Consider the following 25,318-nt stretch of genomic DNA (forward strand, 5'->3'; position numbering starts at 1 on the left):
TTATTTTCCTTTTATCTGGTCAAACGCATCAAGCGCACGGCGCCGGCTTTCTTTCAGGTCTACCAGTGGCTCTGGATACTCTTGCCCCAGCGTAATACCGGCTTTGCTGAGTTCATCTTTTGACGCTTCCCAGGGTTTATGCAGGTATTTGTTGCCCAGCTTAGCCAGCTCCGGACACCAGGCCTTTACGTAATGTCCCTGCTTATCAAACTTTTCGCCCTGCAAAACAGGATTAAATACCCGAAAATATGGCGCAGCATCAGCGCCGGAGCCGGCCACCCACTGCCAGCTGGCACTGTTACTGGCCATATCGGCATCCACCAGAGTATCCCAGAACCAGGCTTCACCATGATGCCAGTGCATAAGCAGGTTTTTGACCAGAAATGAGCCGACAATCATACGCACACGGTTGTGCATCCAGCCGGTTTGCCACAGTTGCCGCATCCCCGCATCCACAATCGGGATCCCGGTCTGGCCTTTTTGCCACGCCTTCAGATCCTGTTCGCTGTAGCGCCAGTTGAAGTGGTTAAACTTATCATTAAAGTTTTCATCTACAATCTGCGGAAAGTGATACAGCAAATGATAACTGAACTCGCGCCAGCCCAGCTCACTCAAAAAGGTATCAACGCCCTCGTTTTCGGTGTCGCCGAACTTGCCTTTTACCGCGTACCAAATCTGATTCGGTGATATTTCGCCCCAGTGCAGGTGCGGTGAAAGCTTAGACGTACCGTGAACACCGGGAATATCCCGCTCTGATTTATATTCGGTTGCCGCATCATTTAAAAAGGCACTGAGACGATCCGCTGCACCGTCTTCTCCTGGTGTCCACTCCTTGGCAATGGTCTCGTACCAGTTAATATCTGGCATCAGATTCAAATCATCTACAGACAGGTCGCTTTGGGGAACATCCGCATAGGTGATGCGATCTGGAGCGGCTTCCGGATAACGGGGTGGCGCGGCCTGCAAACATCCTTTTTTGTAAAAGGAAGTGAACACTTTGTAGGGTCCGCCATCGCCTTTACTGATAGTCCAGGGTTCCCATAACAGGCTGCCATTTATGCTGTGCGCGTTATATGACGACTCCTTAAGAATCTCCTTAAGTTGTTTGTCCCGCTCAATGGTGGCCGGTTCATAGCAGCGGTTCCAGATAACGGTGTCAGCGCTGAATTTTTCCATCAGGTCCGGAATTATTACTTTGGGGTCGCCACGGTAAATCTGTAAATGGTCATTAAGCCGTTTATTCAGCGCATGCAGTGACTGATGTAACCACCATTGACTGGCCCCGCCGGGGCGATGATTGTCCGGTGCTTCGCTGTCGTAGATAAATACCGGAATAATTTTACCTTCGTTACAGGCAGCGATAAGCGCAGGGTTGTCCTTTACGCGCAGGTCCTTTCTGAACCACATGATGGTGACAGGTACGGTCACGATTACCTCTTTTTAACTGGTCTTGGTATTGCTGGTATACGTACTATGGCTGCTTTTGATCGAAACGGGATATTCGGATGTCTTCACAGCCACATGTTGGATTGTACTTATTCAACAAGGATTTGCGACTGGACGACCTGCCAGGTTTAATTAAACTTAATTTAGATGTCGACCAGCTGATTCTGGTGTATTTTGACGAGCCGTGGATTCTTGAGCCCAATGCTTTTGGTCTGGTTTCACAGGGGCAGCACCGGCGCCGGTTTGTTTATCAGGGGCTGCAGGACCTTAATCAGCAGCTTTCACAGCTAGGCCAGCGACTGATTGTAAAAAAGGCCAATATCGACACCGGGCTGCCTGATTTATGCAAACAATACGGGGTTTCCCGTATCGGCTACAGTCTGGATGTTGCGCCGTACGAAGCCCGTCATATTGAAGCAGCTTGCCAGGCGCTTCCTCAGGTGAGCTGGGAAACCGGTACCAGCAATCATTTATTTGATGAAGCACAGCTGCCGTCTGACCCACGCACCATGAAAAACACTTTTACGCCGTGGAGAAAGCAGATAGAAGCCAGCATTGAGCCAGTAAAACCGGCGGATAAACCCACTTCGCTTAAACCGCCCGTTCCCGGAATTCACTCAGATACTGAACTACAGACACCGACTGATGTTCGTTACTGGCAGGGCGGAGAAACCGCCGGGCTTGAACAGCTTCAGTATTATCTTTGGAAAACCCAACATGTTAGTCAGTATAAGGAAACCCGAAATGGCATGGTGGGCTGGGATTATTCGTCAAAATTTTCTGCCTGGCTGGCCAGTGGCATGCTATCCCCGCGGCGGGTAGCTGATGAACTGTTTACCTACGAACAGAAGATTGAAAAAAATGATTCTACCTACTGGTTGTATTTTGAACTGCTGTGGCGGGAATTTTTTCACTGGCAGCTGGTAAAGCATCAGCATGTGCTGTTTGCTGCTGAAGGCTTTAAAGGTCAGCAGGCATTTGGTGAGTTCGACACGCAGCGCTTCACCCGCTGGTGTGAGGGTAAAACGGGATGTGATATTGTCGATGCGGGCATGCGTGAACTGCAACAGACCGGGTTTATGTCAAACCGTGCCCGCCAGCTCTGCGCCAGCTATTTAATTCATGAGCTGAATTTACACTGGCGCTACGGAGCAGCCTGGTTTGAACAGCAGCTGATTGACTATGATGTAGCCAGCAACTGGGGCAACTGGCTGTATCTGGCTGGCGGTGGCAGCGACCCGCGAGGCCAGCGTAAGTTTAATATGCAAAAGCAGACCGACATGTATGACAGTGACGGACAGTTCCGGCGCGCATGGCTTTAAAGCAATACAGCAATCACACAGATAGCGTCAATATTGTCTGGCTTAAGCGCGATTTGCGCCTGCGGGATCATGCGCCGTTACGGCAGGCCGCCGAAACAGGCCACCCGGTGCTGCTCCTTTATATTTTTGAACCTATGCTGCTCAGCGACCCGCATTATAGTGAGCGTCACTGGCGTTTTGTACAACAAAGTCTGGATGATCTGGACAGTCAGCTGTCATCATACCACTGCCGCGTTATGGTCGCCTGCGGTAACGCCCGTGCGGTGTTTCAACAGCTCTGCCATCAGGTTCGCATACATGGGGTCTATTCCTATCAGGAAATCGGGCTGGCTAATACCTTTGCCCGCGATAAACAGATAGCCCGCTGGTTTGCCGCGCATGATATTCATTGGTATGAGTCGCCTTACGGTGCTGTTCAGCGAGGCCTGTCGCATCGTAAACAGTGGGTTAAGCACTGGCATCGCAGTTACCATCAGTCCTGCGATGACGTAGCGCTGGCAGAGGTTAACTGGCTATCGGCTGACGGGTTCTTACGCCCGTGCTATCTGCGCGCCGGGTATTGTCATAATACGCTCAGGCTGCCGGCATCATCAAAAATGCAGGAGCAGGCCCTGCTGGCCAGGTCAGTGGAAGACCGCCCCACTACTTTCTTTGTATGCGGAATCTTGAATACTTCCCGGCCTGCCAGTATTCGCTACTTTGAGCATGCGGGGCATGCAGCAACGACCGAAGACGACCTCGACACGCTATGTATAACCACACAAAACCTGCTGCCGGGGCTTAACCTGCAACACGCTGTTTCTGAGCCTGACAGCGCGCTGGGCATTTCACCGGTTTTAGATTATCGCTACACCGCAACGCCCCAGCCTTGTTTTCAGCATGGCGGTGAAAAACGTGCCTGGCATACCCTCAAACACTTTCTGGCAGGACGCGGTATTGATTATCACACGTCCATCTCATCGCCTTCCAAAGCGCGTAAAGCCTGTACCCGGCTGAGCCCCTATCTGGCATTTGGGAATCTGTCGGTCCGTCAGGTATATCAGTACATTGAATATACCCGTGAGCGACAAAAAAACTGGCGCCGACCGTTACGGGCGCTGTCATCCCGGTTGTCATGGCATAATCATTTTGTACAGAAGTTTGAAAGCGAATGTGCCATGGAAGTGCGCCCGGTCAACGCCGGCTATGCGGCCTACCCCTATGAAACCGGCCCTAAAGACCAGTGGCTGTTTCATTTGTGGCACCAGGGGCAAACCGGTTTACCCCTGGTGGATGCCTGTATGCGAGCATTGCGCGCAACGGGTTATCTTAATTTCAGAATGCGGGCCATGGTCACCAGTGTGGCGTGTCACTGGCTCAACCTGCACTGGAAACGCCCGGCTGAATATCTGGCCAGTCAGTTTCTGGATTTTGAACCCGGGATTCACTATCCGCAGATTCAGATGCAGGCCGCCATTACCGGAACCAATACCATTCGGCTGTACAACCCGGTTAAACAATCCAAAGAACAGGACCCGGATGGCGTTTTTATTCGCCAGTGGGTACCGGAACTGGCCAGCTTGCCCAGCGAGTTTATCCATACGCCCTGGGCAATCGCACCATTGACGCTGCAGCTTGAGGCGCTGGAAGTGCCCTTACGCTACCGTTATCCGGTGGTTGATATTGATGCCATTGCTCCTCAGGTGCGTGACAGGTTGTGGCAATACCGGGACCGGGAAGAAGTGAAACAGGATGCCCGACGTATTATCCACAAACACACCACCCCGATCCGACAGCCCTAGCGGTCATGATTTTTCAGCCACTCATTTAGCAGTTTGATCTGGCCGCACTTGTAGGCGGCCAGCAAAATTCGCAGTGAGTTAGACAAGGTTTCGTTGTCGCTCCACCCAGTTTTTTGCCTAATTTCTTCATAACACTGCATAGCCTGAGGACTGACATACCCTCGTACCAGCTTTTTGCCTGCCGCTTTTTGCTTTTCCCTGTAGCGCTTTTGCTTTTCTGCATTGGCCTGCAGTAAAGATTTTTTCTTTTCAGCCATGCATTTTCTTCCGTCTGTCATCAAAATGTCAGTCTAGCATGGCAAAAAATTAACAATAAATCACTGTTCAGAGTTGTTTAGCGTACAAGTGTTCGCTAAATTAAGTGCCTGAATTCATAAGTAGAAGAGAGTTTATGTCCGACAGACAACAAAGCTTTGACCGCGAAGACCTGCTTAAATGCAGCATTGGCGAGATGTTTGGCCCAGGAAACGCCCAGTTACCGGCCCCGAATATGTTAATGATGGACCGGATTGTGTCTATTACTGAGGATGGCGGTTCTCACGGCAAAGGTGAAATCATTGCAGAGCTGGATATCAATCCTGACTTATGGTTTTTTGAATGCCATTTTCCCGGTGATCCGGTCATGCCGGGCTGTCTGGGTCTGGATGCCATGTGGCAGCTGGTCGGTTTCTTCCTTGGCTGGAGCGGTGGCCCGGGCAAAGGTCGGGCGCTCGGCGTGGGTGAAGTAAAATTCACCGGACAAATTCTGCCTACCGCCAAAAAAGTAACCTATCGCATCGATATGAAGCGGGTGATTAAACGAAAATTGTTTATGGGCCAGGCAGACGGTATCGTTGAGGTAGATGGCCGTGAGATTTATGTTGCCAAAGATCTTAAAGTCGGTTTGTTTCAGGATACATCAACATTCTGATTATCAGCCTTGCGCTTTAAACGAAAAAGCCCCGCTTTGAGCGGGGCTTACATCAATAAACTTTAAAGAGATGATTATCTGACTGAAAAACCGAGATGACGGTCTTCCACAGCTTCTCGCCACCCTCCTAACCACTGTGATCTCGTGTCAAAAGACTGGAACGGGCAGTTTTCTTTAGAGCGACCGCTGATTCCAGCCTGATACCCTTTTGCATGGGCGCGAGTCAATTTGTCTCTTTTTTGTCGTTTCATTGATTAGCCTCTTTTGTCAGTTAAAGTACGAAAAAGTACAGTCGCTCCTAAGCTGCTTTGGTCGACAAGCGCTGCGTTCTTTGTCGTACAGTACTTTGATAGTCAATTTGACAAGAAGGTTCAAGCAATTTTAATAAAAAATTCTCTTGACATATAGCAAGATAATGAATGTAAGCATTATTTTATGTTACATTTTTTTTGCATATTCATTTCATTTTTTAGACGCTTTTATTCCACCTGTACTAAGCGGTTAAAAAATACTCTGTGCGCATGACCCCGCCTGACTTTTAAGCCAACCAGCAAAACTTGCTTTTAGCTACAAAAGAACAAAAAAAGAGCGCCTTTAGTGGCGCTCTTTTTATACGGTTAATGCAATTTATGACCGGCGAAACCGGCGGAATCCGACCAGACCGGCCAGTAATGCGATCCACCACGGCCCGGTAGCCGCTCCGCTGCGCTCAAAGCCTTCATCTTCGTCGCTGCCCACATCGTCAGCATCGCACTGTTCAATCTGGCCATTGGCGTTAGGGGTCAGTTTTACCGCGACCACCACTTCATCCTGCTCTTCTTCACCAGCGTCATTCATTGCTGTTGTGCCATCAATGTTGCGTACGGCTTTTTCGATAATTGCATTGGCAATGATTTCGCCATTGTCATTGATATCAATAGCATCAACAATTTCGTACGGGCTGTCACAGCTTGTCAGCGTGTTCAGGTCAATAACGCTGTCGTCTTCGCCCACGGTATACATAAAGCCATGTGTTTTGGTCACAGAGCTCTGCGTGGCCTGTACCTGCGAGTTACCTACAATAGTATTATTGTTATTAATCGCCTGACCAATCGTTTCTGCATTAGAGAAGAAACCTTCAGGGTACACTGTTTCACCGGTTTCCAGATTGTGCGCAAACAGGAATTCACGGGCAATGCTGTTAGGCGAACGGGTTACTGTACCTGTGACCCAGCCATTATTATTGATGGCACTGGCCTGGCTCAGCTGGTTTTCATCCCGGTCCAGCAGTTCCGTTGTTTCTCCGTCAATAAACGAAGTGGCGACGGTCCGGGCCGGACGGGTGGTCGTGGTGCTGCTACCGGTGGCTGTTCGTGATGTCAGCAAAACCTGCTCTTCGATGGCTGAATAGCCTACGCCTACCCCGGCATCATTAATATCCTGAACACGACCACGCTTGAAAAACGGATTGGTGTCATCGTCGGCTTCAAATACCAGCGGATATACTATGGTATTGACAACTTCACCCGACGCATTTAACTGCCACACCACGGGGTTCAGTGTGGCGTTATTTAACTGCGTAGACGAAAACGAGGATGTTGTGCTGCTGTAAGCCAGCGTTGCCAGACAGCGCTCTTCCGGTTCAATGGCCCGGTTTTCGTCATCCTGACATTCTGCCACGCTATCCATGAAGTCGTCGGTATAGGCAGTAGAGGCATAGCCTGCTACTTCAAAATTACTGTTAACTGCATAGGCAGCCGCATAGCCATTCAACGTATCATCCGGCGATGGCAGGCGCACAGCAGTGCCGTTTACATAGGCAAAGGCCTGTTGAATACCGGCTGATAAAATGTAAGTGGTATCATCGCCATCATCGTTGGTATATACCAGGGGTAAAAATGGCAGTTCACCATCTCCCACGATAAAATCGCGGCTCAGGCTATCACGGGCTATGCCACGTACTGACCAGGTGTAATCATCATCACCTTCGGGTATGACATCGAGCGCCGGGACCAGCTCAGCATCGGTCAAATCCGATACATAGCTTCTGAAATCAGTCAGCTGCACATTGGTTTTGCTGCGCGTGCTTCGTACTGTCGACAGATTGGCCACAATGGTATTGTAATCATTGGTGGTAAAGACGCCGGCGCGAGCATCGTCCGGTGCTTCCAGTGCGCTTTCAATGGCAGTGAAAAAGCCGGTTTCTTCCAGTAACTCAACATCCAGACGGGGGGAGAACTCTTCGCCCACTGTAGTCAGCATTGCACCGGTGTTATCTATTGCGCTTGCAAAGTTATTCTGGCCGATATCTTCAACCGGCAAAGGCGTTATTTCATAGGTTGCGGCAAGCGCTGATGCACTGCCTGTAGCCAGTAGTACGGCTGCGGCTAGCTGTGTTTTTTTCATCAAAATTCCTATTTACTGCTGAGCGTCTTCCAACATGCTCTCAAGTTCATCCCAGCGCGCGTATTTTTCATTCAGCGCTGTTTCGGTATCGTTCAATTCTGCCAGCAAGGCTGCAGTGGTGTCACTGTCTTGTTTAAAGAAGTCCGGGTCGTTTACCGATGTCTGAAGCGTATCCAGTTTTTCTTCTAAGATCTCGATTTCTTTGGGCAAAGAGTCCAGTTCCCGCTGATCTTTGTATGATAGCTTTTTCGTCTTACGTACAGAAGACTTAGGCTTAGGACTGTCAGTTTCTGATTTAGTTTCATAGCCCGCCTGCGCAGCGGCCTTTTTTGCCTGTTGCTGTTGTTTTTCCTGACTCTTGTACCATTCCTGCACATCAGAAAAACCACCCACAAATTCTTTGAGCGAGCCTTCACCCTCGAATACCAGACAGCTGTTTGCCACATTATCCACAAATTCACGGTCATGGCTGACCAGTAGTACCGTGCCCTCATACTGAGACAACAACGTCTCCAGCATTTCCAGTGTTTCCACATCCAGATCATTGGTCGGCTCATCGAGCACCAGCAAGTTACTGGGTTTGAGCATCAGTTTGGCCAGCATCAGGCGGTTTTTCTCACCACCGGATAGTGATTTAACCGGGGCATTGACCCGTTCCGGGGAAAACAGATAATCCTGCAGATAACTGATCACATGGCGGGGATGGCCATTAACCATCAAGTCACGTTTACCATCGGCAACCGCATCAATCACGGTTTTTTCCAGGTCCAGACCAAACCGGTGCTGGTCGAAATACGCCACCTCCAGATTTGTGCCCTGCTTTACAGCGCCGGTCTGCGGATTAAGCTGGCCTAACAGTAGTTTTATCAGGGTACTTTTACCACAGCCATTAGGGCCGACCAGGGCCAGTTTATCACCGCGCAGCACGTTCAGATTCAGGTGCGACACGATAGTTTTGGACTCAATAGCATAACTTAAGTCGTTAACTTCAAATACCATTTTGCCAGAGCGGACGCCCTGATGCTGGGCCGCCACCACATTACCCTGTAAATCACGCCGGGCCTTGCGCTCATCGCGCAGCTTTTTCAATGCCCTGACGCGACCTTCATTACGGGTGCGGCGCGCTTTAATGCCCTGCCGAATCCAGACTTCTTCCTGGGCCAGCTTTTTGTCAAATTCAGCATTGTGCGCAGCTTCAACTTCCAGGTCCTGCTGTTTTTTCTCCAGATAACTTTCATAGTTACCCGGATAGCTGGCCAGGCTGCCACGGTCAAGATCGACAATACGGGTGGCCAGATTACGAATAAAAGCCCGGTCGTGGCTGACAAAAACAATGGCCCCGTTATAGGCTTTCAGGCTTTGTTCCAGCCAGCGGATCATTTCAATATCCAGGTGGTTGGTTGGTTCGTCCAGCAGTAACAGATCTGGCTGACGAACCAGTGCGCGGGCCAGGGCTGCCTTACGGCGCCAGCCTCCGGACAGGGTCGATAATGACACATCCGGATCAAGCTTAAGCATGGTCAGGGTTTGGGAGATTTGCTGTTCAAATTGCCAGGCATCCCGTGCTTCCAGTTCAGATTGCAGTACTTCCATCCGCGCCAGATTTTTATCAGTGGGCTCTTCAGCAACCAGCCGGGTCTGATGATAATAATTCTTGATGATATTGCCCACATCAGCCAGTCCTTCTGCGACGTAGTCGTACAGGGTCACATCGGTAGTTTGTGGCGGGTCCTGCTCCAATCGGGCCACAATGGTCTGATTATCAATAATACGCTGGCCGTCATCAGCAATCACATCCCCTGAAATCACTTTCATCAGGGTGGATTTACCACTGCCGTTACGACCAACCAGACACACCCGCTCGCCCGGCTGAACAATCAGTTCAACGCCGTCCAGCAGCGGTGGGTTACCGTAAATAACCGTAATGTTTTTTAACTGCAAAATACTCATTGTAAAAATAACTCCAGCTCTGCCAGCGCAAACGGCCAGGCCAGTTCTGCGTTGGTATCAGTGCGTAAAAGTACCGGAATGCGGGCGCCATAGCGATGATATAGCGCAGGTGAAGTGCGCACATTGATGGTTTCCAGCATCCAGTGACCGGCCGCAGAGGATTGCAAAAATATCGCTTGTGCTTTGTTACACAGCTGGCAACCCGGACCGGTATACAAAATCAGGTTCAACGACGAAATACCCAGCACTTGTGAATATTTTTATTGCGGGAGAAATCCTGCGGTATCGTCTGGGCGGAAATATCTTCAACACTGAAACCCAGGGCCTCTACCGCGGCCTTGTCCAGTTTAAAACCACGCTTGTTGTTGGAAAATATGATTGTGCCAGTGTCATTCAAACACTTGGCAGCATTGGTCAGCAGCGCCATGTGATCACGTTGCACATCCCAGGTTTCGTTCATCCGTTTTGAATTGGAAAACGACGGCGGATCGATAAATATCAGATCGTATTTACCTGTATGCTCGGCCAGCCACTTTGTACAGTCAGCCTGAATAAATGCATAAGGACCAGCCAGTTTGTTCAGTTTGAAGTTATCTTTAGCCCAGTCCAGATAGGTTTTTGACATATCTACGGTACATACTGAGCGAGCGCCACCGAGCGCGGCCGCCACTGACACACTACCGGTGTAGGAAAACAGGTTCAGTACATCTTTATTACGTGCTTCTTTACGCACAATCTGACGGGTGTCACGATGGTCCAGAAATAAACCGGTATCCAGGTAATCAGTCAGATTAACCAGCAGTCGGGCACCATTTTCCCAGACCTGCATTTTGTCGCCTTTCTTATCGAACTTCTCGTACTGTGCAGTGCCTTTTTGTTTGGTACGTACTTTCAGTGCGATTTTGCTGGCCGGAACACCGGTCACCACCGGCAGGTGCAGCAATACTTCCTGCAAGCGGCGGCGGGCTTTATCTTCGCTGACATCTTTAGGTGGCGCGTATTCTTGTACAACCAGCCAGTCATCGTAGTGATCAATCGCCACGTTATAATCGGGCAGATCAGCATCATAGATACGGTAACAGTTAGTATCCTGCTGTTTTATCCAGCTTTTGAGCTTTTTCAGATTTTTACGCAGACGATTGGCAAATTCATGGTTTTGCGCATCTTCACTGAATTGCTCACAGTTTGCGGCATTCATTTCGTAGTTAACCAGACGACATTCCAGCTTACCGTTATTCATGGCGTAGTCTTTACTGGCCCGCAATTTCAGCACCCGCAGTAAATCGCGATTACTGGATAACAGCGTGATATTCCAGCCTTTCCACGCGGTTTTTAAATGCTTACCCCAGTCAGCAAACAGCGGTACCAGGCTGGTCAGTTCACCCAAACGCTCCCCGTAAGGCGGGTTAGACACCATAAAGCCTTTTTCTTTGACTGGTGGCGCTGCTTTGGTGGCATCGGTGACGGCAAACTGAATATCGTTATAAACGCCGGCTTCATCAGCATTGCTTTTCGCAATACTGACCATTTTACGGCTCATATCACTGGCATGTATCACCGCCCCGGCAGGTTGCTGGGCGTCAATGGCCGCATCTACCAGGTTATCCCACATCTCGCCGTTATGCTGCTGCCAGTGGGTAAAGCCCCAGTAGGCCCGCTTGATACCGGGCGCAATGTTACGGGCAATATAGGCGGCTTCAATGGCAATAGTACCCGAACCGCACATGATATCTGCCAATGGCTGGTTGGTATGACGAGTCCAGCCGGAGCGCATCAGCATGGCGCAGGCAATATGTTCTTTAAGAGGAGCATCGCCGGTCTGGGTACGATACGCCCGCTGATGCAGACTGTTACCACTTAAATCTACCCCAATTGTCACGTTTTCACGCTGACAACGTGCATACACCGGTAAGTCGGGCTGTCGGCGTTCCACCGATGGACGCTGGCTACCTTCAGCCACAAACTGATCCACAATGGCATCTTTTATCTTGACCGCACCAAATTGAGTATTGTTAATAGCCCGGTTGGTCCCCACAAACTGAACGCTCAGGGTCTGGGTGGGCTTGAGGTGCTGCGGCCAGTCAACACTGTCGGCGACCTGATATAGCTGCTCGGCCGAGTCGCACTTACCGCTGGCCAGTTGCCAGATGACCCGGTTGGCAAGGCGTGACCATAAGCACAAGGTGTAAGCTTGCTCCAGTGTGCCGTCAAAAATCACGGCGCCCGGACTCAGGCGGGTTTCCACGCCCGGGCACAAGGTTTCAATTTCCTGCTTGAGCAGTTCGTCCAGACCACGACTGGTGGTGACGAGAATAGTATTCATAAACAATCATTACTCAGCCGGCGCAGGCCGGCATTAGTTAAATAGCTTTAGCGATCTGGCGGATAAGCGCCGGACCCTGATAAATAAAGGCAGAATATACCTGCACCAGTGATGCACCGGCGTCCAGCCGATCTCTGGCCGCCTGGGCCGAATCAATGCCGCCAACACCGATAATCGGAATGGCGCGATCCAGTGCCGCCGACAGCTTGCGGGTAACATCCAGCGACACCTGCGTCATCACCGCGCCGCTCAGACCACCGGCCTCATCTGCATGTGGCAAGCCACTCACCGCATCCCGGCTTAAGGTGGTATTGGTGGCAATGACACCATCCATTTTGCTGGTAATCAGCGACTGAGCGATGGAGGTAATTTCTTCGTCCGACAAATCTGGTGCAATCTTAATAAACAGCGGAACATACTTTCCGTGAGTCTGACAGAGTTTTTCCTGTGCCTCTTTCAGGCCAGTCAGCAGTGCATCCAGAGCAGCGCCGTATTGCAGGTTACGTAATCCCGGTGTGTTGGGTGACGAGATATTCACTGTGACATAACTGGCATAAGGATACACCTTGTTCAGACATAGCAGATAATCTTCTAGTGCGCGGTTTTCTTCAGTGTCTTTGTTTTTACCGATATTTATACCGATAGTGCCTTTAAACTGGCTGTTTTTCACATTTTCAACCAGATAATCCACGCCCTTATTGTTAAACCCCATGCGATTGATAATCGCTTGTTTTTCCGGAATGCGGAACAGGCGGGGTTTGGGGTTCCCCGGCTGAGGGCGTGGGGTGACCGTGCCCACCTCGATAAAGCCAAAGCCCATCGCAGCAAACGCATCAATACACTCACCATTTTTATCCAGGCCAGCCGCCAGTCCGACCGGATTGGCAAAGTGGATGCCTGCCACGGTGACCGGTTTTTCGATGGTGGAATGACTATAGATCTTTTTTAGCGGTGTGTGCTGGGTGCGCTTTAACCAGTTCATGGCAAAGTCATGGCTGGTTTCAGGTTCACATTGTAAAAGTAGTTTCTGTACGATGGATTGCATATCGGGCGTTATCTATAAAAAAGCCCTGTCAGTCACAGGGCTTTGATTCGACGAATAACGCTATTCTAATGGTTAGACTTCACGCTTAAAAGCATCAATTCACGTAAAGCGACGGAAAACTTCGCAAAATCGTGTGCAGAGCTGGTTTTAAACTCTGACATCATGTGATACCAGCGTTTTAACAGCGCCTGATTATTGTCCATCCAGCTGTTAAGCACTTCGTCCGCATCGGTGGCATCCGGACGGCTGGCCAGCAGATTCGCGGTAATAGAGCGCTGCTGCCAGTCCAGTTCTTCACGATACGAAGCCCGGGCCAGTGCCTGCCAGTGGTTGCTGACTGCCTGGTTGTTAATCTGGTCAAGGAACCAGTGCAGCTCAAGCTTGTTACCCAGCTGGAAGTACAGATTAGAAATTATCGCTGTGGAATGCGGGTCATTTTCATCAATCTGAGCAATATCCAGTGCCGAGAACATATTAGAGAAACTGGCGACCTTGTACGCCAGCTCTTCCGGCACACCATTATCAACCAGTTTTTTGGTAGCTTTTTCAAGCGCGGTATACTCATCTTTAACCAGATAGCTTTGCAGGTTCTGGCTCAGATGATCAAACGTACTGCGATAGGCATCAATGGCTTCCTGAATTCCCATGTTCAGATTACCGTGGCGGATATACCAGCGCGCGGTACGGCGCATGATCCGACGGGCGTTTTCCAGCATCCGCAGTTGCAGATCAGCATCAATTCTGTTGTCCAGCGCTTCAATGTCTTTCCACAGTGAGCCGATATTGAAAATGCCTTTAACAATTGAGTAAGCATTCGCAATCTCATCTACCGTTGCACCGGTTTCTTCCTGCATGCGAAAAACAAAGTTCAGCCCCATATCGTTAATCATGTTATTGGTTAACTTAGTGGCAATAATTTCACCGCGCAGCGGATGCTGCTGCATTTGCTCGGCAAACTTATCCCGCAGCACAGCAGGGAAAGCCTCTACCAGTAAGCGGCCGTGATACGCATTGTCAGTAATTGCCGGAATATTCAGCTCATCTTTTAATACCATTTTGCCATAGGCAATCAGCACGCTAAGCTCCGGACGGGTCAGTCCGCGATCGGCGGCAACCCGGTCTGAAATTTCATCGTCGGTCGGAATAAATTCCAGTTCGCGATTCAGCTTGCCATCACGTTCAAGACCGTGAATAAAGCGCAGCTGTTCTTTAAGCGTAGAGACACCGGCACGTTCAGTAATGGAAATAGACTGGGTTTGACGATAGCAGTCCTGAATCACCAGTTTAGCCACATCATCGGTCATGTCGTACAGCAGGTTATTGCGCTGCTTGACGGTCAGGTCGCCGCTATTCACCAGACTGTTAAGCAGAATCTTAATGTTAACTTCGTTATCCGAGCAATCTACCCCGCCAACATTGTCGATAAAGTCGGTGTTAACCCGGCCGCCGTTGGCGGCGTATTCCACCCGACCAAGCTGGGTTAAGCCCAGGTTACCGCCCTCACCCACAATTTTGGCCTGTACATCCCGGCCATTGACCCGCAGATCATCATTGGCCCGGTCGCCCACTTCAGCGTGCGACTCTTTCTTGCTCTTAATGTACGTACCGATACCGCCGTTCCAGATGAGGTCTACCGGCATTTTCAGAATGTTGTGAATCAGCTCGTTCGGGGTCATTGTCATCTGACGGGTACCCAGCAGCTTTTTCATCTCTGGTGTCAGTTTGATTGACTTGGCCGAACGGGAGAACACACCACCGCCTTTGGAGATAAGCTCTTTATTGTAGTCATCCCAGGTCAGACGAGGATTTTCAAATAACCGTTTGCGCTCAGCATAGCTGGTGGCGGCATCCGGATCAGGGTCAAAGAAGATATGCAGGTGGTTAAACGCTGAAATCAAACGGGTGTGCTCAGATAACAGCATACCATTACCAAACACATCGCCGGCCATATCACCGATACCCACCGCAGTAAAATCGGTGGTCTGGCAGTCAATGCCAACTTCACGGAAATGGCGTTTCACAGACTCCCAGGCACCTCGGGCGGTAATGGCCATCTTCTTGTGGTCATAACCAATACTGCCGCCAGAAGCAAATGCATCGCCCATCCAGAAATTATATTCATTGGAAATACCGTTGGCGATATCCGAGAATGTGGCAGTGCCTTTATCGGCCGCTACCACCAGATACGGGTCATCGTCGTCCAGACGAACCACATCTTTAGGCGGTACAATTTCACCATTGACAATATTGTCGGTAATATCCAACAAACTGCGGATAAAGGTGCGATAGCATGCCTGACCTTCAGCCTGCATGGCTTCGCGGCCTTCTGCCACCGGCAGCTGTTTACATACAAAGCCACCTTTGGCACCTACCGGTACAATCACCGTATTTTTAACCTGCTGAGCTTTTACCAGCCCCAGAATCTCGGTGCGGAAGTCTTCCTGACGATCAGACCAGCGCAGACCACCACGGGCCACTTTTCCGCCGCGCAGATGCACGCCTTCCACCTTCGGTGAGTAAACAAAAATCTCAAACTTAGGCAGTGGCAGCGGCATTTCGGGGATCATGTCCGGTGACAGCTTAAACGAGACATAAGGTTTCTCATTACCCTCGTCATCATTCTGATAGAAGTTAGTCCGCAGTGTTGCCTGCATCATGTCCAGATAACGACGAATAATACGGTCATCATCCAGGTTACTGACGTTGTCCAGCTGTGACTTGATTTCGTCAAAGGTGGTTTCTTCTTTTTTCTTAGTCCGCTTTTTCGCCGGATTAAACCGCAGGTCAAAATAAGTGACCAGCAATTTGGCAATCTTAGGATAGTTAGACAGTGTATTGGCGATATAGTCACGGCTAAAGGAGCTGCCGGTCTGACGCATATATTTTGCATACGCACGCAGGACGGTGACCTTACGGCCCGTCATGCCTGCGCCCAGAATCAGACGGTTAAATGCGTCATCTTCCAGCGTGTTATTCCATACTTTGGCAAACGCATCCTGAAACAAGGTCTGGGCGGTTTCCATTTCCAGCTTTTCGCTGGCTTTGTGCAGCATGGTAAAGTCCATCACCCAGTTTAACGCACCTTCAGCACAGGTAATTTTAAACGGACTTTCATCAATAACCCGTAAGCCGAAGTTTTCCAGCATGGGCAGGACGTCTGACAGGTGAATTGGCTCTGCTTTGTGGAACAGTTTCAGCTTAACAATGTCGCTGTTTTTGCCTTCTTCCTGTGGACGATAGAACAGCATATCCAGTTTGTGGTCCGGATTCAGCGCTTCCAGCTTATCAATATCAATCAGTGCTGCAGTAGGCAGGTTTTGTTCTTTGTAGCTGCGGCTGAAAGCATTGTTGTATTTACGCTCAATGGCCTTACCGCCCGCTTCGCCGTAGGCCTGGGTGATCGCGTTTGCCAGCCGGTCATTCCATGTCTTGGTCAGCTCAATAATATTCTGTTCAATTTCTTTCACATCGTATTCCGCGTTGTTGTCCTCGACCCGGGCAATATAATGGGTACGGGCATACACAGATTCAGAAAAGAAAGTGGTAAATTCCACTTCTTCAACTGCGCCCAGTGATGACTTAAGTAATGCCTGTGTTTCTTTACGCAACTCTGTGTTGTAGCGTTCCCGCGGTACATACACCATACAGGAAAAGAATCGTCCGAATACATCTTTGCGGATAAACAGACGTGTAATACCACGCTCCTGCATCTGGAAAATGCCCATCACAATCTGGCTGAGTTCATCGGCCGGTGTTTGCAACAGTTCATCCCGTGGATAGGTTTCTACAATATTAACAAATGCCTTAAACGCATGAGTGCCTTTGTCAAATCCGCTAAGCTCGGTAATTTTGCTGATTTTTTCACGCAAGATAGGCAGCTGGGTCACGCTGGAGTTGTAGAAAGAAGCTGAATACAAGCCCAGGAAACGGTGTTCACCAATGACCTGCCCTTGCTTGTTAAATACCTTGACCCCCACATAATCCATAAATGCCGGGCGATGGACCCGTGATCGGCTGTTGGTTTTGGTCAGCATCAGCGGATGTTCGCTCAGAGCTTCTTCTCTGGCTGAGGCTGGCAGTTTAGATAGCAGGCGCTCACGTTCGCTGATGGAGTTTTTCATCAGGCCCAGGCTGGTATCGTTATTAGGAATCCAGCGGTGATCACCTTCAATCGCCTTCACGTCATAATAGCGGTATCCCATCATGGTGAAGTTGTGGTCGGCCAGCCAGGTTAAAAAAGAAAGTGCCTGATCAGTATTATGTTTATCAACCGGCCAGTTTAGCTTTTTCACGTTGTCTTTAACGTCAGCCAGCTTGTCGGCCATTGGTTGCCAGTCGCTGACAGCCAGCGACACTTCAGACACTAGCGAGTGCAGTTCTTTGGTCAGCGCGTCCAGATCCTTTTTGTTGGTCTGGCGGTCAACTTCTATAAACAGGACGGTTTCTTTCTCCTGGCCTGTCTTGGCGTGACCTGAATCAACAAAAGCAGCGATATGGTTATCTTTGTTCCGCTCAAGTGCAATTGGACTGTGCAGAAAAAGGTGAGCAGTAATATTCAGTCGATTCAGTGCCATACGCACAGAATCAACCAGAAATGGCATATCCTTAACGATAATCTCTACAATGGTGTGGCCAGAGTGCCAGCCATGTTTTGAGATTTCCGGATTAAACACCCGAATGTACGGGCTTTGTTTATCAAAATTGTAGAGTACATTCCAAAGGCTGAGGGTTGCACCATATAAATCGCTATCATTGCGATGTTCGAGATCTTCATTCGATATGTTCTTATACAGAAGTTGCCCGAACTGTTTTACCAACGGCTTTTGCTTTGCATCCACCTTCTTATCTATGAGCGAGAATACATTATCTAATAGTACAGAGTGCCGCTTAGAGGTGACTGTCATGTATAAACCTTAAATTTTTTCTTAAGTGCGGAAAAACCTTAGTCATTTTCGCTAAATATCTGGCCCTTTTAAAGCCCTTGTTTAACGAAATATTAACAGCATAGATAACTATGCAAAAAACGCCTATAAAAAAGGGCCTCACGGCCCTTTTTTCTGCTTACCTATGCAAAATTATTTTTGCACAATTAAGTGGTCAGTCCTCATTCTGGCGAAACCAGAGTACCCGGGCCAGGGCCGGCAGTACAATGATTGCACCAAGCATGTTCACCACAAACATAAAGGTAAGCAGAATGCCCATGTCCATCTGGAACTTCAGTGAAGAAAATACCCAGGTACTGACGCCTATTGCCAGCGTAATACCGGTAAACAGCACCGCACTGCCGCGCTCTTTGAGTGCCTGCAAATACGCTTGCTGAACCGTGTCTCCGGCTTTTATGCGTGCATTCATGGTAGACAGGATATAAATACCATAATCTACCCCGATCCCCACACCCAGAGCGATAACCGGTAAGGTAGAAACGGTTAACCCTATTTGCAGGTAGGTCATCAGTGCCTGCGCCAGAATCGACACTACATAAAGTGGAATAACCACTGACAGTGTCGCCCGCAAAGAACGGAAACTCAGCAAACACAACAAAATAACAGCACCAAATACATAGGCCATCATTGGTAACTGCGCTTCACTCACCGCCTCATTGGTGGCTGCCATAACCCCTACAGGGCCAGAAGCCAGACTGAATTTCAGATCATCAGTTGCATATTCAGCGCGGAATTCCTTTACGGCATCCACGACTCTTGAGATCGTTTCGGCTTTATGGTCTTCCATAAACAGGATAACCGGCATCACAGAACAGTCACCATTTAACAGGCCCGATGAGGTAGGGATTCGCGAAATGGCCTGTACCAGTGTTTGTTGGTTACGCGGTAAAACCTGCCAGTTCGCGTTACCTTCGTTGTAACCGGCATTCACCACCTTAGCCACGGAGGCCAGTGATACACCAGACTGAACACCCTCGACGTTTTCCATCTTCCACTGAAAATCATCAATGGCCCGCATGACATCATAGGAGGTACAGGCATCACCGGTGGTTTCAACCAGAACAGACAGATAGTCAACGGTAACCTCGTATTTGTCGGTGATAAGAAAGGTATCCTGGTTGTAGCGAGAATCTTCATGCAGTGCTGGAGCACCGGCATGTAAATCCCCTATCTTCATTTTTTGTGATTGCACCAGGCCAAAGCCAAATAACAACGCGGTGACAATAAGAATCACATAAGCCGGCTTTTTATCAGCGCAGCTGGCAATCATCTTCCAGAAACCCGAGGTATGCGCTTCTTTAGCTTCAAAATCTTCCATGTACTTATGATCAAGATTCAGGAAACTCATTAGCACCGGCAGCAATACCAGGTTAGTCAGAATAATGACCGCAACTCCCATACTGGCGGTAATAGCCAGTTCACGAATAATACCGATATCAATGACCAGCAGGGTCATAAATCCCACGGTATCAGACAGCAGCGCGATGCCGCCGGGGATCAACAAAGTACGAAATGCATGGGTTGATGCCTGTAAAGCAGTTTCACCGGCAACAGCACGCTTTTCGACGGCATTGATCATCTGTACGCCGTGAGACACACCAATAGCGAAAACCAGAAACGGTACGAGAATTGACATGGGATCCAGACCAAAGCCCATCACAGTCAGTAAGCCCAGTTGCCAGATAACCGCAATCACTGAACACAATAGTGGTAGCAGCGTGAGCATGATGCTGCGGGAGAAGAAGTACACCATGACAGCGGTGATAGCCAGGGCCACAGCAAAAAACAGAACAACATCTTTGGCACCATCAGCTACATCACCAATCATCTTGGCAAAGCCGATGACATGCACCGTGATACGGTCGTTTTCAAACTGGTTACGCAGGTCGGTTTCCAGTTGCTGGGCTATCGCGAGCGTATCCAGCGGTTCACCGGTTTCCGGGTCCAGTTCAAGTAACTGGGCGGTGACCATCGCACAGCTATAGTCATTGGAGACCTGTCGGCCAACAATATTGGCTTTTTCGACATTGTCTGCCACTTTATCCAGCGCTTTTTGGTTCTGGGAATTAAAATCTGCCGGAATGACAGGCCCCCCGGAGAAGCCCCCTTCTACAATTTCGGTAAACCGGGTAGATGGCGCAAACAGAGATACAACCAGAGAGCGATCAACGCCATTAATAAAAAATAACTGGTCGTGCACGTTTTTCAGCGTGTCAAAAAACTCCGTATTGTAGATATTGCCGCTGGTGTCACATACCGAGACATAAATGCCATTGGCGCCACCAAAATCTTTACGGTGCTCCATATAGGTTTGCATGTAGTCGTGGTTAAGCGGAATATTTTTTTCAAAGCCGGCATCCAGACGCATTTGGGATGCCTGAAACAATAAGAATGCAGTGGCCAGAATAAACAGGCCGACAACAATCTTTCGGTTGGCGAATACCAGCCTTTCAAGAAAATGGGTAATACCAGACATAATTCATTCTTATTCTACGTTAAGTTGGTGAATACCATTTGCGGTGACGGCCAGCGTATGACCCTTAAACATCACTGCATTGACAATGGCGGCTTTGTCTTTGATTTGAGAAACACTAATGCCCTGCGCAGGCTTGCAATTAGCCGGATTCGCGTAGGGCTCAGGCGTACTGACTGGTAACGGACGCTGCATAGTGACAATCATGCCGTTGTTACCTAACGCCGCAATTTTCTTCTCATTGATGACCAGAATGGAATTCAGCGTGCTGGTTGAGCAGGTTTTTACATACTCCCATGCCCCCTCCTCACGCATAACAAAAATGTTGCCGCGTAGCCCTACGGCCAGCATTGTGCTGTCATCAAGAGGTTGAATATCAAAAAATGAACCGGTGTAGTCAACCTGATAACGATTCCAGGACTCACCGTTATCATCACTGTAGGCCAGAGCGCCGGCCTCACCAGCCAGGTAAAGTCGTTCACCCACTTGAGTAACCCGGTTCAGGTGGGGAAGTATAGAGCCCAGCTCCTGTTCATAGAAAGCTTCATCTTCTGCGCGAATTTCTTCCAGGTATTCGCGATCATAAGGGTCAAGCAGGGAGGCATGTAACTCTGGTTTCCAGTTTTGTCCGCCATCGCGGGTGCGCAGGAATAAACCGTAAGCGCCTATCGCAATACCGTGCTGTGAATTAAAAAAGTGGACATCCAGAAACGGACGTTCCAGTTTTGGTTTCTCAAATTGTATTTCCCAGGTTTTTCCCTGATCTGCAGAATGGATGATGGTAGCGTCATGGCCGACCGCCCAGACATGCTCACCCACCATGGTTGTGGCGGTCAGTGTTGCAGTAGTCGGAACGTCTGCCTGATTGAATTTCTCGCCATCAGCGGACAGTAAAATATGACCACGCTCACCCACCATAACAACCTGCTTATCAGCGGCAACATCAAGGAGCAAAGACTGCTTAACCAACGGGGCCTGATAGGCGCTTTGTGCGCTGACAGACGCACTTAACACCAGGGCAGCCAGTGCTGTCAGTGGTTTTTTCATAAGACTATCCTGAAAATAAAGAACACGAGGTGAAGATGGCGGGCTCACCAGCCATCTTCCAAGGAGTAGAAATTTAACGCTTACCTTCGCGACGAAGAGCCTGTGGTGTAAATTCAACTTCCCGTGGACGTACGGAGAAATCGTACATGTCTTCTTCGTTGTCCAGACCCAGAGCCAGGTAACGGCGAGAGTTCAGATCATGATAGACATCCAGCGTTGACCAGTAAGTCGGCACCTCATAGTAATTTATACCGTAAGACAGACTGACACGATATAGCTCACCACGGTTGTCATACATATCGGCAACCTGGATCTGCCAGCTATCTTCGTCAATGAAGAAGACCCGCTTTTGATAAACATGGCGGAATTCGTCTTTAAGCGTCGCTTCAACCACCCATACCCGGTGCTTTTCCCAGCGGGTCAGGTCCGGATTAACATGGTTCGGTGTCAAAATCTCATCATAAGTCACCTTGTCGCTATGCAGTTTGTAGTTGTTATAGGCAACATACATTTCTTTTTTGCCTTTCAACTCCCAGTTATAGCGGTTAGGCGACCCGGAGAACATATCAAAATCATCCGTGGTACGCAGACCATCAGCGGCGGTTCCCGGTGTGTCATAAGCAATATTAGGGGCTGCACGAACCCGGCGCTGACCGGTGTTGTATGTCCATGCACGACGCGGCTGCTTGATCTGATCCACGGTTTCGTGAACCAGCAGTGCAGTACCCGCTAATCGAGCTGGTTTGGTCACTTTTTGCTTAAACATAAACAGGATATTTTCTTCATACAGCTCTTCAGGCGTAATGCCTTCTGCTGCATATTTAGTGAGTAGTTGTTCTTCAAAACCAATTACATTGTAATCACCGGATGACGTGACCGCCGCCTGTCCTGCATAACGCTCAACCGCCTCACCACGGTAGCGCACGATATGATTCCAGATAGCTTCCATCCCGTTTTGCGGAATAGGAAACGGAACGCCTTTCACTGCGCCCTTAATACCGTTACCACCTTCAATCAGCTCAGCACGGGTTGCGTTAGCTTTTGAGGCATCGTAAGCATCCTGTGGGTTTGACGCACTGCGGCGGGTTGGATACACCGGCATGGTGAAGGTATCCGGATAGGCTTCGAATAACTTCATCTGACCTTCGGATAAAAACTCCGCGTAGTCTTTATAATTGCTACCAGTAATGGTGAATTCGACTTTGTCATTTGCGTACGGATCGATATGGTGGTCACCAACACTGAATCCTTCCGGTGCTTTGGTAATACCGCCGTCCCAGGCAGGGATGCTTCCATCAGCATTCGCAGCCATCTCGCCACCTAGTGGTGTCAGGCTGTCGCCTAACTTTTTGGCTTCATCTTCCGACACTTTGGCCAGCGAACTTCCCGCTGCCAGCGATAACGACACGGCAGCAGCAATAATTCCAATTTTTCTCATCATATTATTAACTCCTTAAATCGAGTACTTGATGTTGAAAGACACAAAATCGCGGTCAGACAGCGCGTTGGTGTTACCAATGCCACCCCAAAATGTGTTGTAAGATGCCGTCGCCGACCAGCGGTTCAGGTAGTCAAACGTCAATGACAGATTGGCAGATTTAGTATCTTCAAGGAACAAAAATAACGGATCAGGCGTAGTACCGTTGACATCGTGCGAGAAAGTGCCACGAACTCGCAGATTCACGCCTGCCATAATATTGTTGTAATCTGCCACTGCCAGCAGGCGATAGCCCCAGGCACTCTCTGTGGCAAACGGATTAGTTTCCGGCCCGTTCGACAAACCAATGTGCAACCCCTGGCGACGATTGCCATCCGGTGTCGGCTCTAAAGAAGGTGTACGGGTCGTATTAGGTGCATTCAAACGAATAACATTGGGATCCGGCATATCCAGAATATTGACATAGCCGGCTTCACCCAACAGGACAAAATTATCAGTACCAAACTTGGGTCCGAATACATGAGACACACTAAACTGAGCCTGAACAGTATCCGTTAACAGAAATCCATCGGCATATTCGCCCGGTGCAGTACTCCGACCGATGTTGCCGAGCTGGGAGATACCGTCCAGATCCGGACGCAGACCTGCATTAGCCAGCTGCTGTGGCATGGCTTCGTAAAGCAGTTCAACATCGTCAATCTGTACCGGCTCATCCACACGGTAAGCTATTTCACCGGCAAGCGCTGTGGTACCAATATTGGTGTTAAAGCTGATGCCGTAGAGTTTGATATCTTCAGGATAAATAAATTGTGTTTTACTGAACGCCTGTAGGTCTGTGATATTGTCGCGGGTTAGGGTATTGGTGGCCAGATAGTTGAGGTCGGCACCAATCGCTTCTGCTGAGAAGTCAGACGTAATCCCTGACGACAGCGGGCGCTGGCTATGATAGTTGATATGATAGAAACTGAACTCAGTTTCATTAAAGTCCTCTGCAAACCAGGTCAGGCGCAAACCAAACTGTCCCTGATCATCAGCATCAATATGCGCTTCATCAGAGTAACCACGCACCGTAACTTTTGTTGGGTATGCCAGATAGGCTGCTGAAATCTGCGCAGGATCTGCACCATTACCCAAAGCAGCGCCCAGTTGATTCAGCTGGGTGAGTAAAACATCCAGATTGATGTCCGGGTTGCCGCCAAAACCTAGCTGTACATTATTGCGCTGACCGCCCTCACCGGCAAAATCATTGGTCGCAAAGTAACTACCAGCCACAGGCAACCAGCTGGCTTCCCATTCATACTGATAATAACCTGAAACGCTGACCGTGTCGGTTAAGCCTAGTGAGGCATAGACCATACCCACCGGTATAAATACTTCTTTTAACTCTGCACCTGGCGCCCGGGCACGGGTTACATCCACCGGGTTAGTGGTATTGATACCATGCTGGATAAAGGTACTTTCGCCCCAGCTGATAACCTGACGCCCTACCCGAACTGTGAGCGGCTTGTCGCCTACCCACCAGTCACCGTAGAAGAACGCATCCAGCAGGCGAATATCAGCACATAGCAGATCTTTGGCTTCAGAGTCTGCACACAAGTCATAATGTTCACCGGTAATCGGGTTGGCATAGGCCGTGGTTCCATTTTCCTGTTCAAAATCATAGAACCAGAATCCCCGGAAAAAGAAACCGTAATCACCAAAATTCACATCAAGTTCATGGTTACCGGCAACCTGAGAAGAAAACGCTTCGCCTGGATCGTGCGCCAGATTTCCTAAGTCCCCGTTGGTCGAGTAGGACCCACCCTGCGCCAGTGCCCACACATCGGCACTGGGATAGATCACATTGGTTGCTGCGTTGTAACCGGTCCAGTCAAACTGGGGAAAGTTACTTTGCCCTATCAGATCATAATCCCGGCTTTCAGTACGAATACTGGTTGCCAGCGTAAAAGTTGAGTCCAAAGTGACACTTGCGTCACCGATTTGCCAATTGGCCGCATTGGCGGATTGTGTCGCGACACCCAGTAAGGCAATTACACCAGCTGCAACGGGTGACTTTTTAAATGCGCGAAGCCTTGTTGTCATGTTTTTATTCTCCCAAGTTGACGTTTTGGTGATGCAGGTCTTTGGACCAACCATAACGATTAACTAAATATTTACATCATTTTTAAACTTTCGCAAGAACAAATCCTACCAGTTAACATCTTGAATAACGCAAAGCGATTCAATTAGTTAATGGACTACTATAAAAATGGTTG

Annotated in this window: 16 protein-coding genes; 3 read left to right on the forward strand and 13 right to left on the reverse strand. The window is 49.3% G+C overall.

Translation table 11 applies throughout. The features are described 5' to 3' along the window. Positions 1 to 1,428 (reverse strand): cryptochrome/photolyase family protein, encoded by a 1,428-nt coding sequence (locus EZV72_RS08970; RefSeq protein ID WP_137166925.1) that lies wholly within the window; start codon positions 1,426 to 1,428, stop codon positions 1 to 3. A 77-nt stretch (positions 1,429 to 1,505) separates the two neighbouring features. Here EZV72_RS08970 and EZV72_RS08975 point away from each other — a divergent pair, with 77 nt between their 5' ends. Then, the gene (locus tag EZV72_RS08975) at positions 1,506 to 2,768 is read left to right on the forward strand and encodes a DASH family cryptochrome (RefSeq protein WP_137166926.1); all 1,263 of its coding nucleotides are present in this window, start codon (positions 1,506 to 1,508) and stop codon (positions 2,766 to 2,768) included. Further along, entirely contained in the window at positions 2,759 to 4,549 is a 1,791-nt protein-coding gene (locus tag EZV72_RS08980; protein WP_137166927.1) for a cryptochrome/deoxyribodipyrimidine photo-lyase family protein, read from the forward strand. Before EZV72_RS08975 ends, EZV72_RS08980 begins: the two co-directional genes overlap by 10 nt. Here EZV72_RS08980 and EZV72_RS08985 read toward each other — a convergent pair. Next, entirely contained in the window at positions 4,546 to 4,806 is a 261-nt protein-coding gene (locus EZV72_RS08985; protein ID WP_137166928.1) for a hypothetical protein, read from the reverse strand. The genes EZV72_RS08980 and EZV72_RS08985 overlap by 4 nt on opposite strands. Before the next feature lie 134 nt (positions 4,807 to 4,940). Here EZV72_RS08985 and fabA point away from each other — a divergent pair, with 134 nt between their 5' ends. Then, a complete protein-coding gene (fabA, locus tag EZV72_RS08990) occupies positions 4,941 to 5,459 on the forward strand; it encodes a bifunctional 3-hydroxydecanoyl-ACP dehydratase/trans-2-decenoyl-ACP isomerase (RefSeq protein ID WP_137166929.1) in 519 nt (172 codons plus the stop codon). A 74-nt stretch (positions 5,460 to 5,533) separates the two neighbouring features. Here the strand turns inward: fabA and rmf are convergent, their stop codons facing one another. The 11 genes from rmf to EZV72_RS09045 form a co-directional block, all read right to left on the reverse strand. Next, on the reverse strand, positions 5,534 to 5,710 hold the full coding sequence (rmf, locus tag EZV72_RS08995) for a ribosome modulation factor (protein ID WP_137166930.1): 177 nt from the start codon (positions 5,708 to 5,710) through the stop codon (positions 5,534 to 5,536). Between the two features lie 376 nt (positions 5,711 to 6,086). Next, positions 6,087 to 7,844, reverse strand: coding sequence for a DUF3466 family protein (locus tag EZV72_RS09000; RefSeq protein WP_137166931.1), 1,758 nt, complete (start codon positions 7,842 to 7,844; stop codon positions 6,087 to 6,089). A gap of 12 nt (positions 7,845 to 7,856) precedes the next feature. After that, positions 7,857 to 9,794 (reverse strand): ATP-binding cassette ATPase Uup, encoded by a 1,938-nt coding sequence (gene uup / locus EZV72_RS09005; protein WP_137166932.1) that lies wholly within the window; start codon positions 9,792 to 9,794, stop codon positions 7,857 to 7,859. Further along, positions 9,791 to 10,042: a glutaredoxin family protein gene (locus tag EZV72_RS09010; protein ID WP_232364396.1), complete on the reverse strand. Its 252-nt coding sequence runs from the start codon at positions 10,040 to 10,042 to the stop codon at positions 9,791 to 9,793. Before EZV72_RS09010 ends, uup begins: the two co-directional genes overlap by 4 nt. Continuing rightward, a complete protein-coding gene (gene rlmKL / locus EZV72_RS09015; protein ID WP_137166933.1) occupies positions 10,021 to 12,117 on the reverse strand; it encodes a bifunctional 23S rRNA (guanine(2069)-N(7))-methyltransferase RlmK/23S rRNA (guanine(2445)-N(2))-methyltransferase RlmL in 2,097 nt (698 codons plus the stop codon). Before rlmKL ends, EZV72_RS09010 begins: the two co-directional genes overlap by 22 nt. A 37-nt stretch (positions 12,118 to 12,154) precedes the next feature. Next, positions 12,155 to 13,162 (reverse strand): quinone-dependent dihydroorotate dehydrogenase, encoded by a 1,008-nt coding sequence (pyrD, locus tag EZV72_RS09020; RefSeq protein WP_137166934.1) that lies wholly within the window; start codon positions 13,160 to 13,162, stop codon positions 12,155 to 12,157. Positions 13,163 to 13,227: 65 nt separating this feature from the next. Next, positions 13,228 to 18,066 carry an NAD-glutamate dehydrogenase gene (locus tag EZV72_RS09025; protein ID WP_137166935.1) on the reverse strand — a complete coding sequence of 1,613 codons (4,839 nt, stop codon included), beginning with the start codon at positions 18,064 to 18,066 and terminating at the stop codon, positions 13,228 to 13,230. Between the two features lie 193 nt (positions 18,067 to 18,259). Next, positions 18,260 to 20,581, reverse strand: a complete 2,322-nt coding sequence (locus EZV72_RS09030; protein WP_137166936.1) for an efflux RND transporter permease subunit — start codon at positions 20,579 to 20,581, stop codon at positions 18,260 to 18,262. A gap of 9 nt (positions 20,582 to 20,590) precedes the next feature. Continuing rightward, the gene (locus EZV72_RS09035) at positions 20,591 to 21,625 is read right to left on the reverse strand and encodes a WD40/YVTN/BNR-like repeat-containing protein (RefSeq protein ID WP_137166937.1); all 1,035 of its coding nucleotides are present in this window, start codon (positions 21,623 to 21,625) and stop codon (positions 20,591 to 20,593) included. A gap of 73 nt (positions 21,626 to 21,698) precedes the next feature. After that, complete coding sequence (locus tag EZV72_RS09040) at positions 21,699 to 23,066, reverse strand: DUF1329 domain-containing protein (protein WP_137166938.1); 1,368 nt, start codon at positions 23,064 to 23,066, stop codon at positions 21,699 to 21,701. Between the two features lie 12 nt (positions 23,067 to 23,078). Then, positions 23,079 to 25,145 (reverse strand): DUF1302 domain-containing protein, encoded by a 2,067-nt coding sequence (locus EZV72_RS09045; protein WP_137166939.1) that lies wholly within the window; start codon positions 25,143 to 25,145, stop codon positions 23,079 to 23,081. Positions 25,146 to 25,318: the final 173 nt, after the last annotated feature.

Origin of the sequence: Salinimonas lutimaris, from assembly GCF_005222225.1 — a bacterium.
In the GTDB taxonomy this organism is placed as follows: domain Bacteria; phylum Pseudomonadota; class Gammaproteobacteria; order Enterobacterales; family Alteromonadaceae; genus Alteromonas; species Alteromonas lutimaris.

Coding starts and splice junctions, on each gene's coding strand:
- EZV72_RS08975 (WP_137166926.1), top strand. CDS start 1,506: ATGTCTTCACAGCCACATGTTGGATTGTACTTATTCAACAAGGATTTG.
- EZV72_RS08980 (WP_137166927.1), top strand. CDS start 2,759: ATGGCTTTAAAGCAATACAGCAATCACACAGATAGCGTCAATATTGTC.
- EZV72_RS08985 (WP_137166928.1), bottom strand. CDS start 4,806: ATGGCTGAAAAGAAAAAATCTTTACTGCAGGCCAATGCAGAAAAGCAA.
- fabA (WP_137166929.1), top strand. CDS start 4,941: ATGTCCGACAGACAACAAAGCTTTGACCGCGAAGACCTGCTTAAATGC.
- rmf (WP_137166930.1), bottom strand. CDS start 5,710: ATGAAACGACAAAAAAGAGACAAATTGACTCGCGCCCATGCAAAAGGG.
- EZV72_RS09000 (WP_137166931.1), bottom strand. CDS start 7,844: ATGAAAAAAACACAGCTAGCCGCAGCCGTACTACTGGCTACAGGCAGT.
- uup (WP_137166932.1), bottom strand. CDS start 9,794: ATGAGTATTTTGCAGTTAAAAAACATTACGGTTATTTACGGTAACCCA.
- rlmKL (WP_137166933.1), bottom strand. CDS start 12,117: ATGAATACTATTCTCGTCACCACCAGTCGTGGTCTGGACGAACTGCTC.
- pyrD (WP_137166934.1), bottom strand. CDS start 13,162: ATGCAATCCATCGTACAGAAACTACTTTTACAATGTGAACCTGAAACC.
- EZV72_RS09025 (WP_137166935.1), bottom strand. CDS start 18,066: ATGACAGTCACCTCTAAGCGGCACTCTGTACTATTAGATAATGTATTC.
- EZV72_RS09030 (WP_137166936.1), bottom strand. CDS start 20,581: ATGTCTGGTATTACCCATTTTCTTGAAAGGCTGGTATTCGCCAACCGA.
- EZV72_RS09035 (WP_137166937.1), bottom strand. CDS start 21,625: ATGAAAAAACCACTGACAGCACTGGCTGCCCTGGTGTTAAGTGCGTCT.
- EZV72_RS09040 (WP_137166938.1), bottom strand. CDS start 23,066: ATGATGAGAAAAATTGGAATTATTGCTGCTGCCGTGTCGTTATCGCTG.
- EZV72_RS09045 (WP_137166939.1), bottom strand. CDS start 25,145: ATGACAACAAGGCTTCGCGCATTTAAAAAGTCACCCGTTGCAGCTGGT.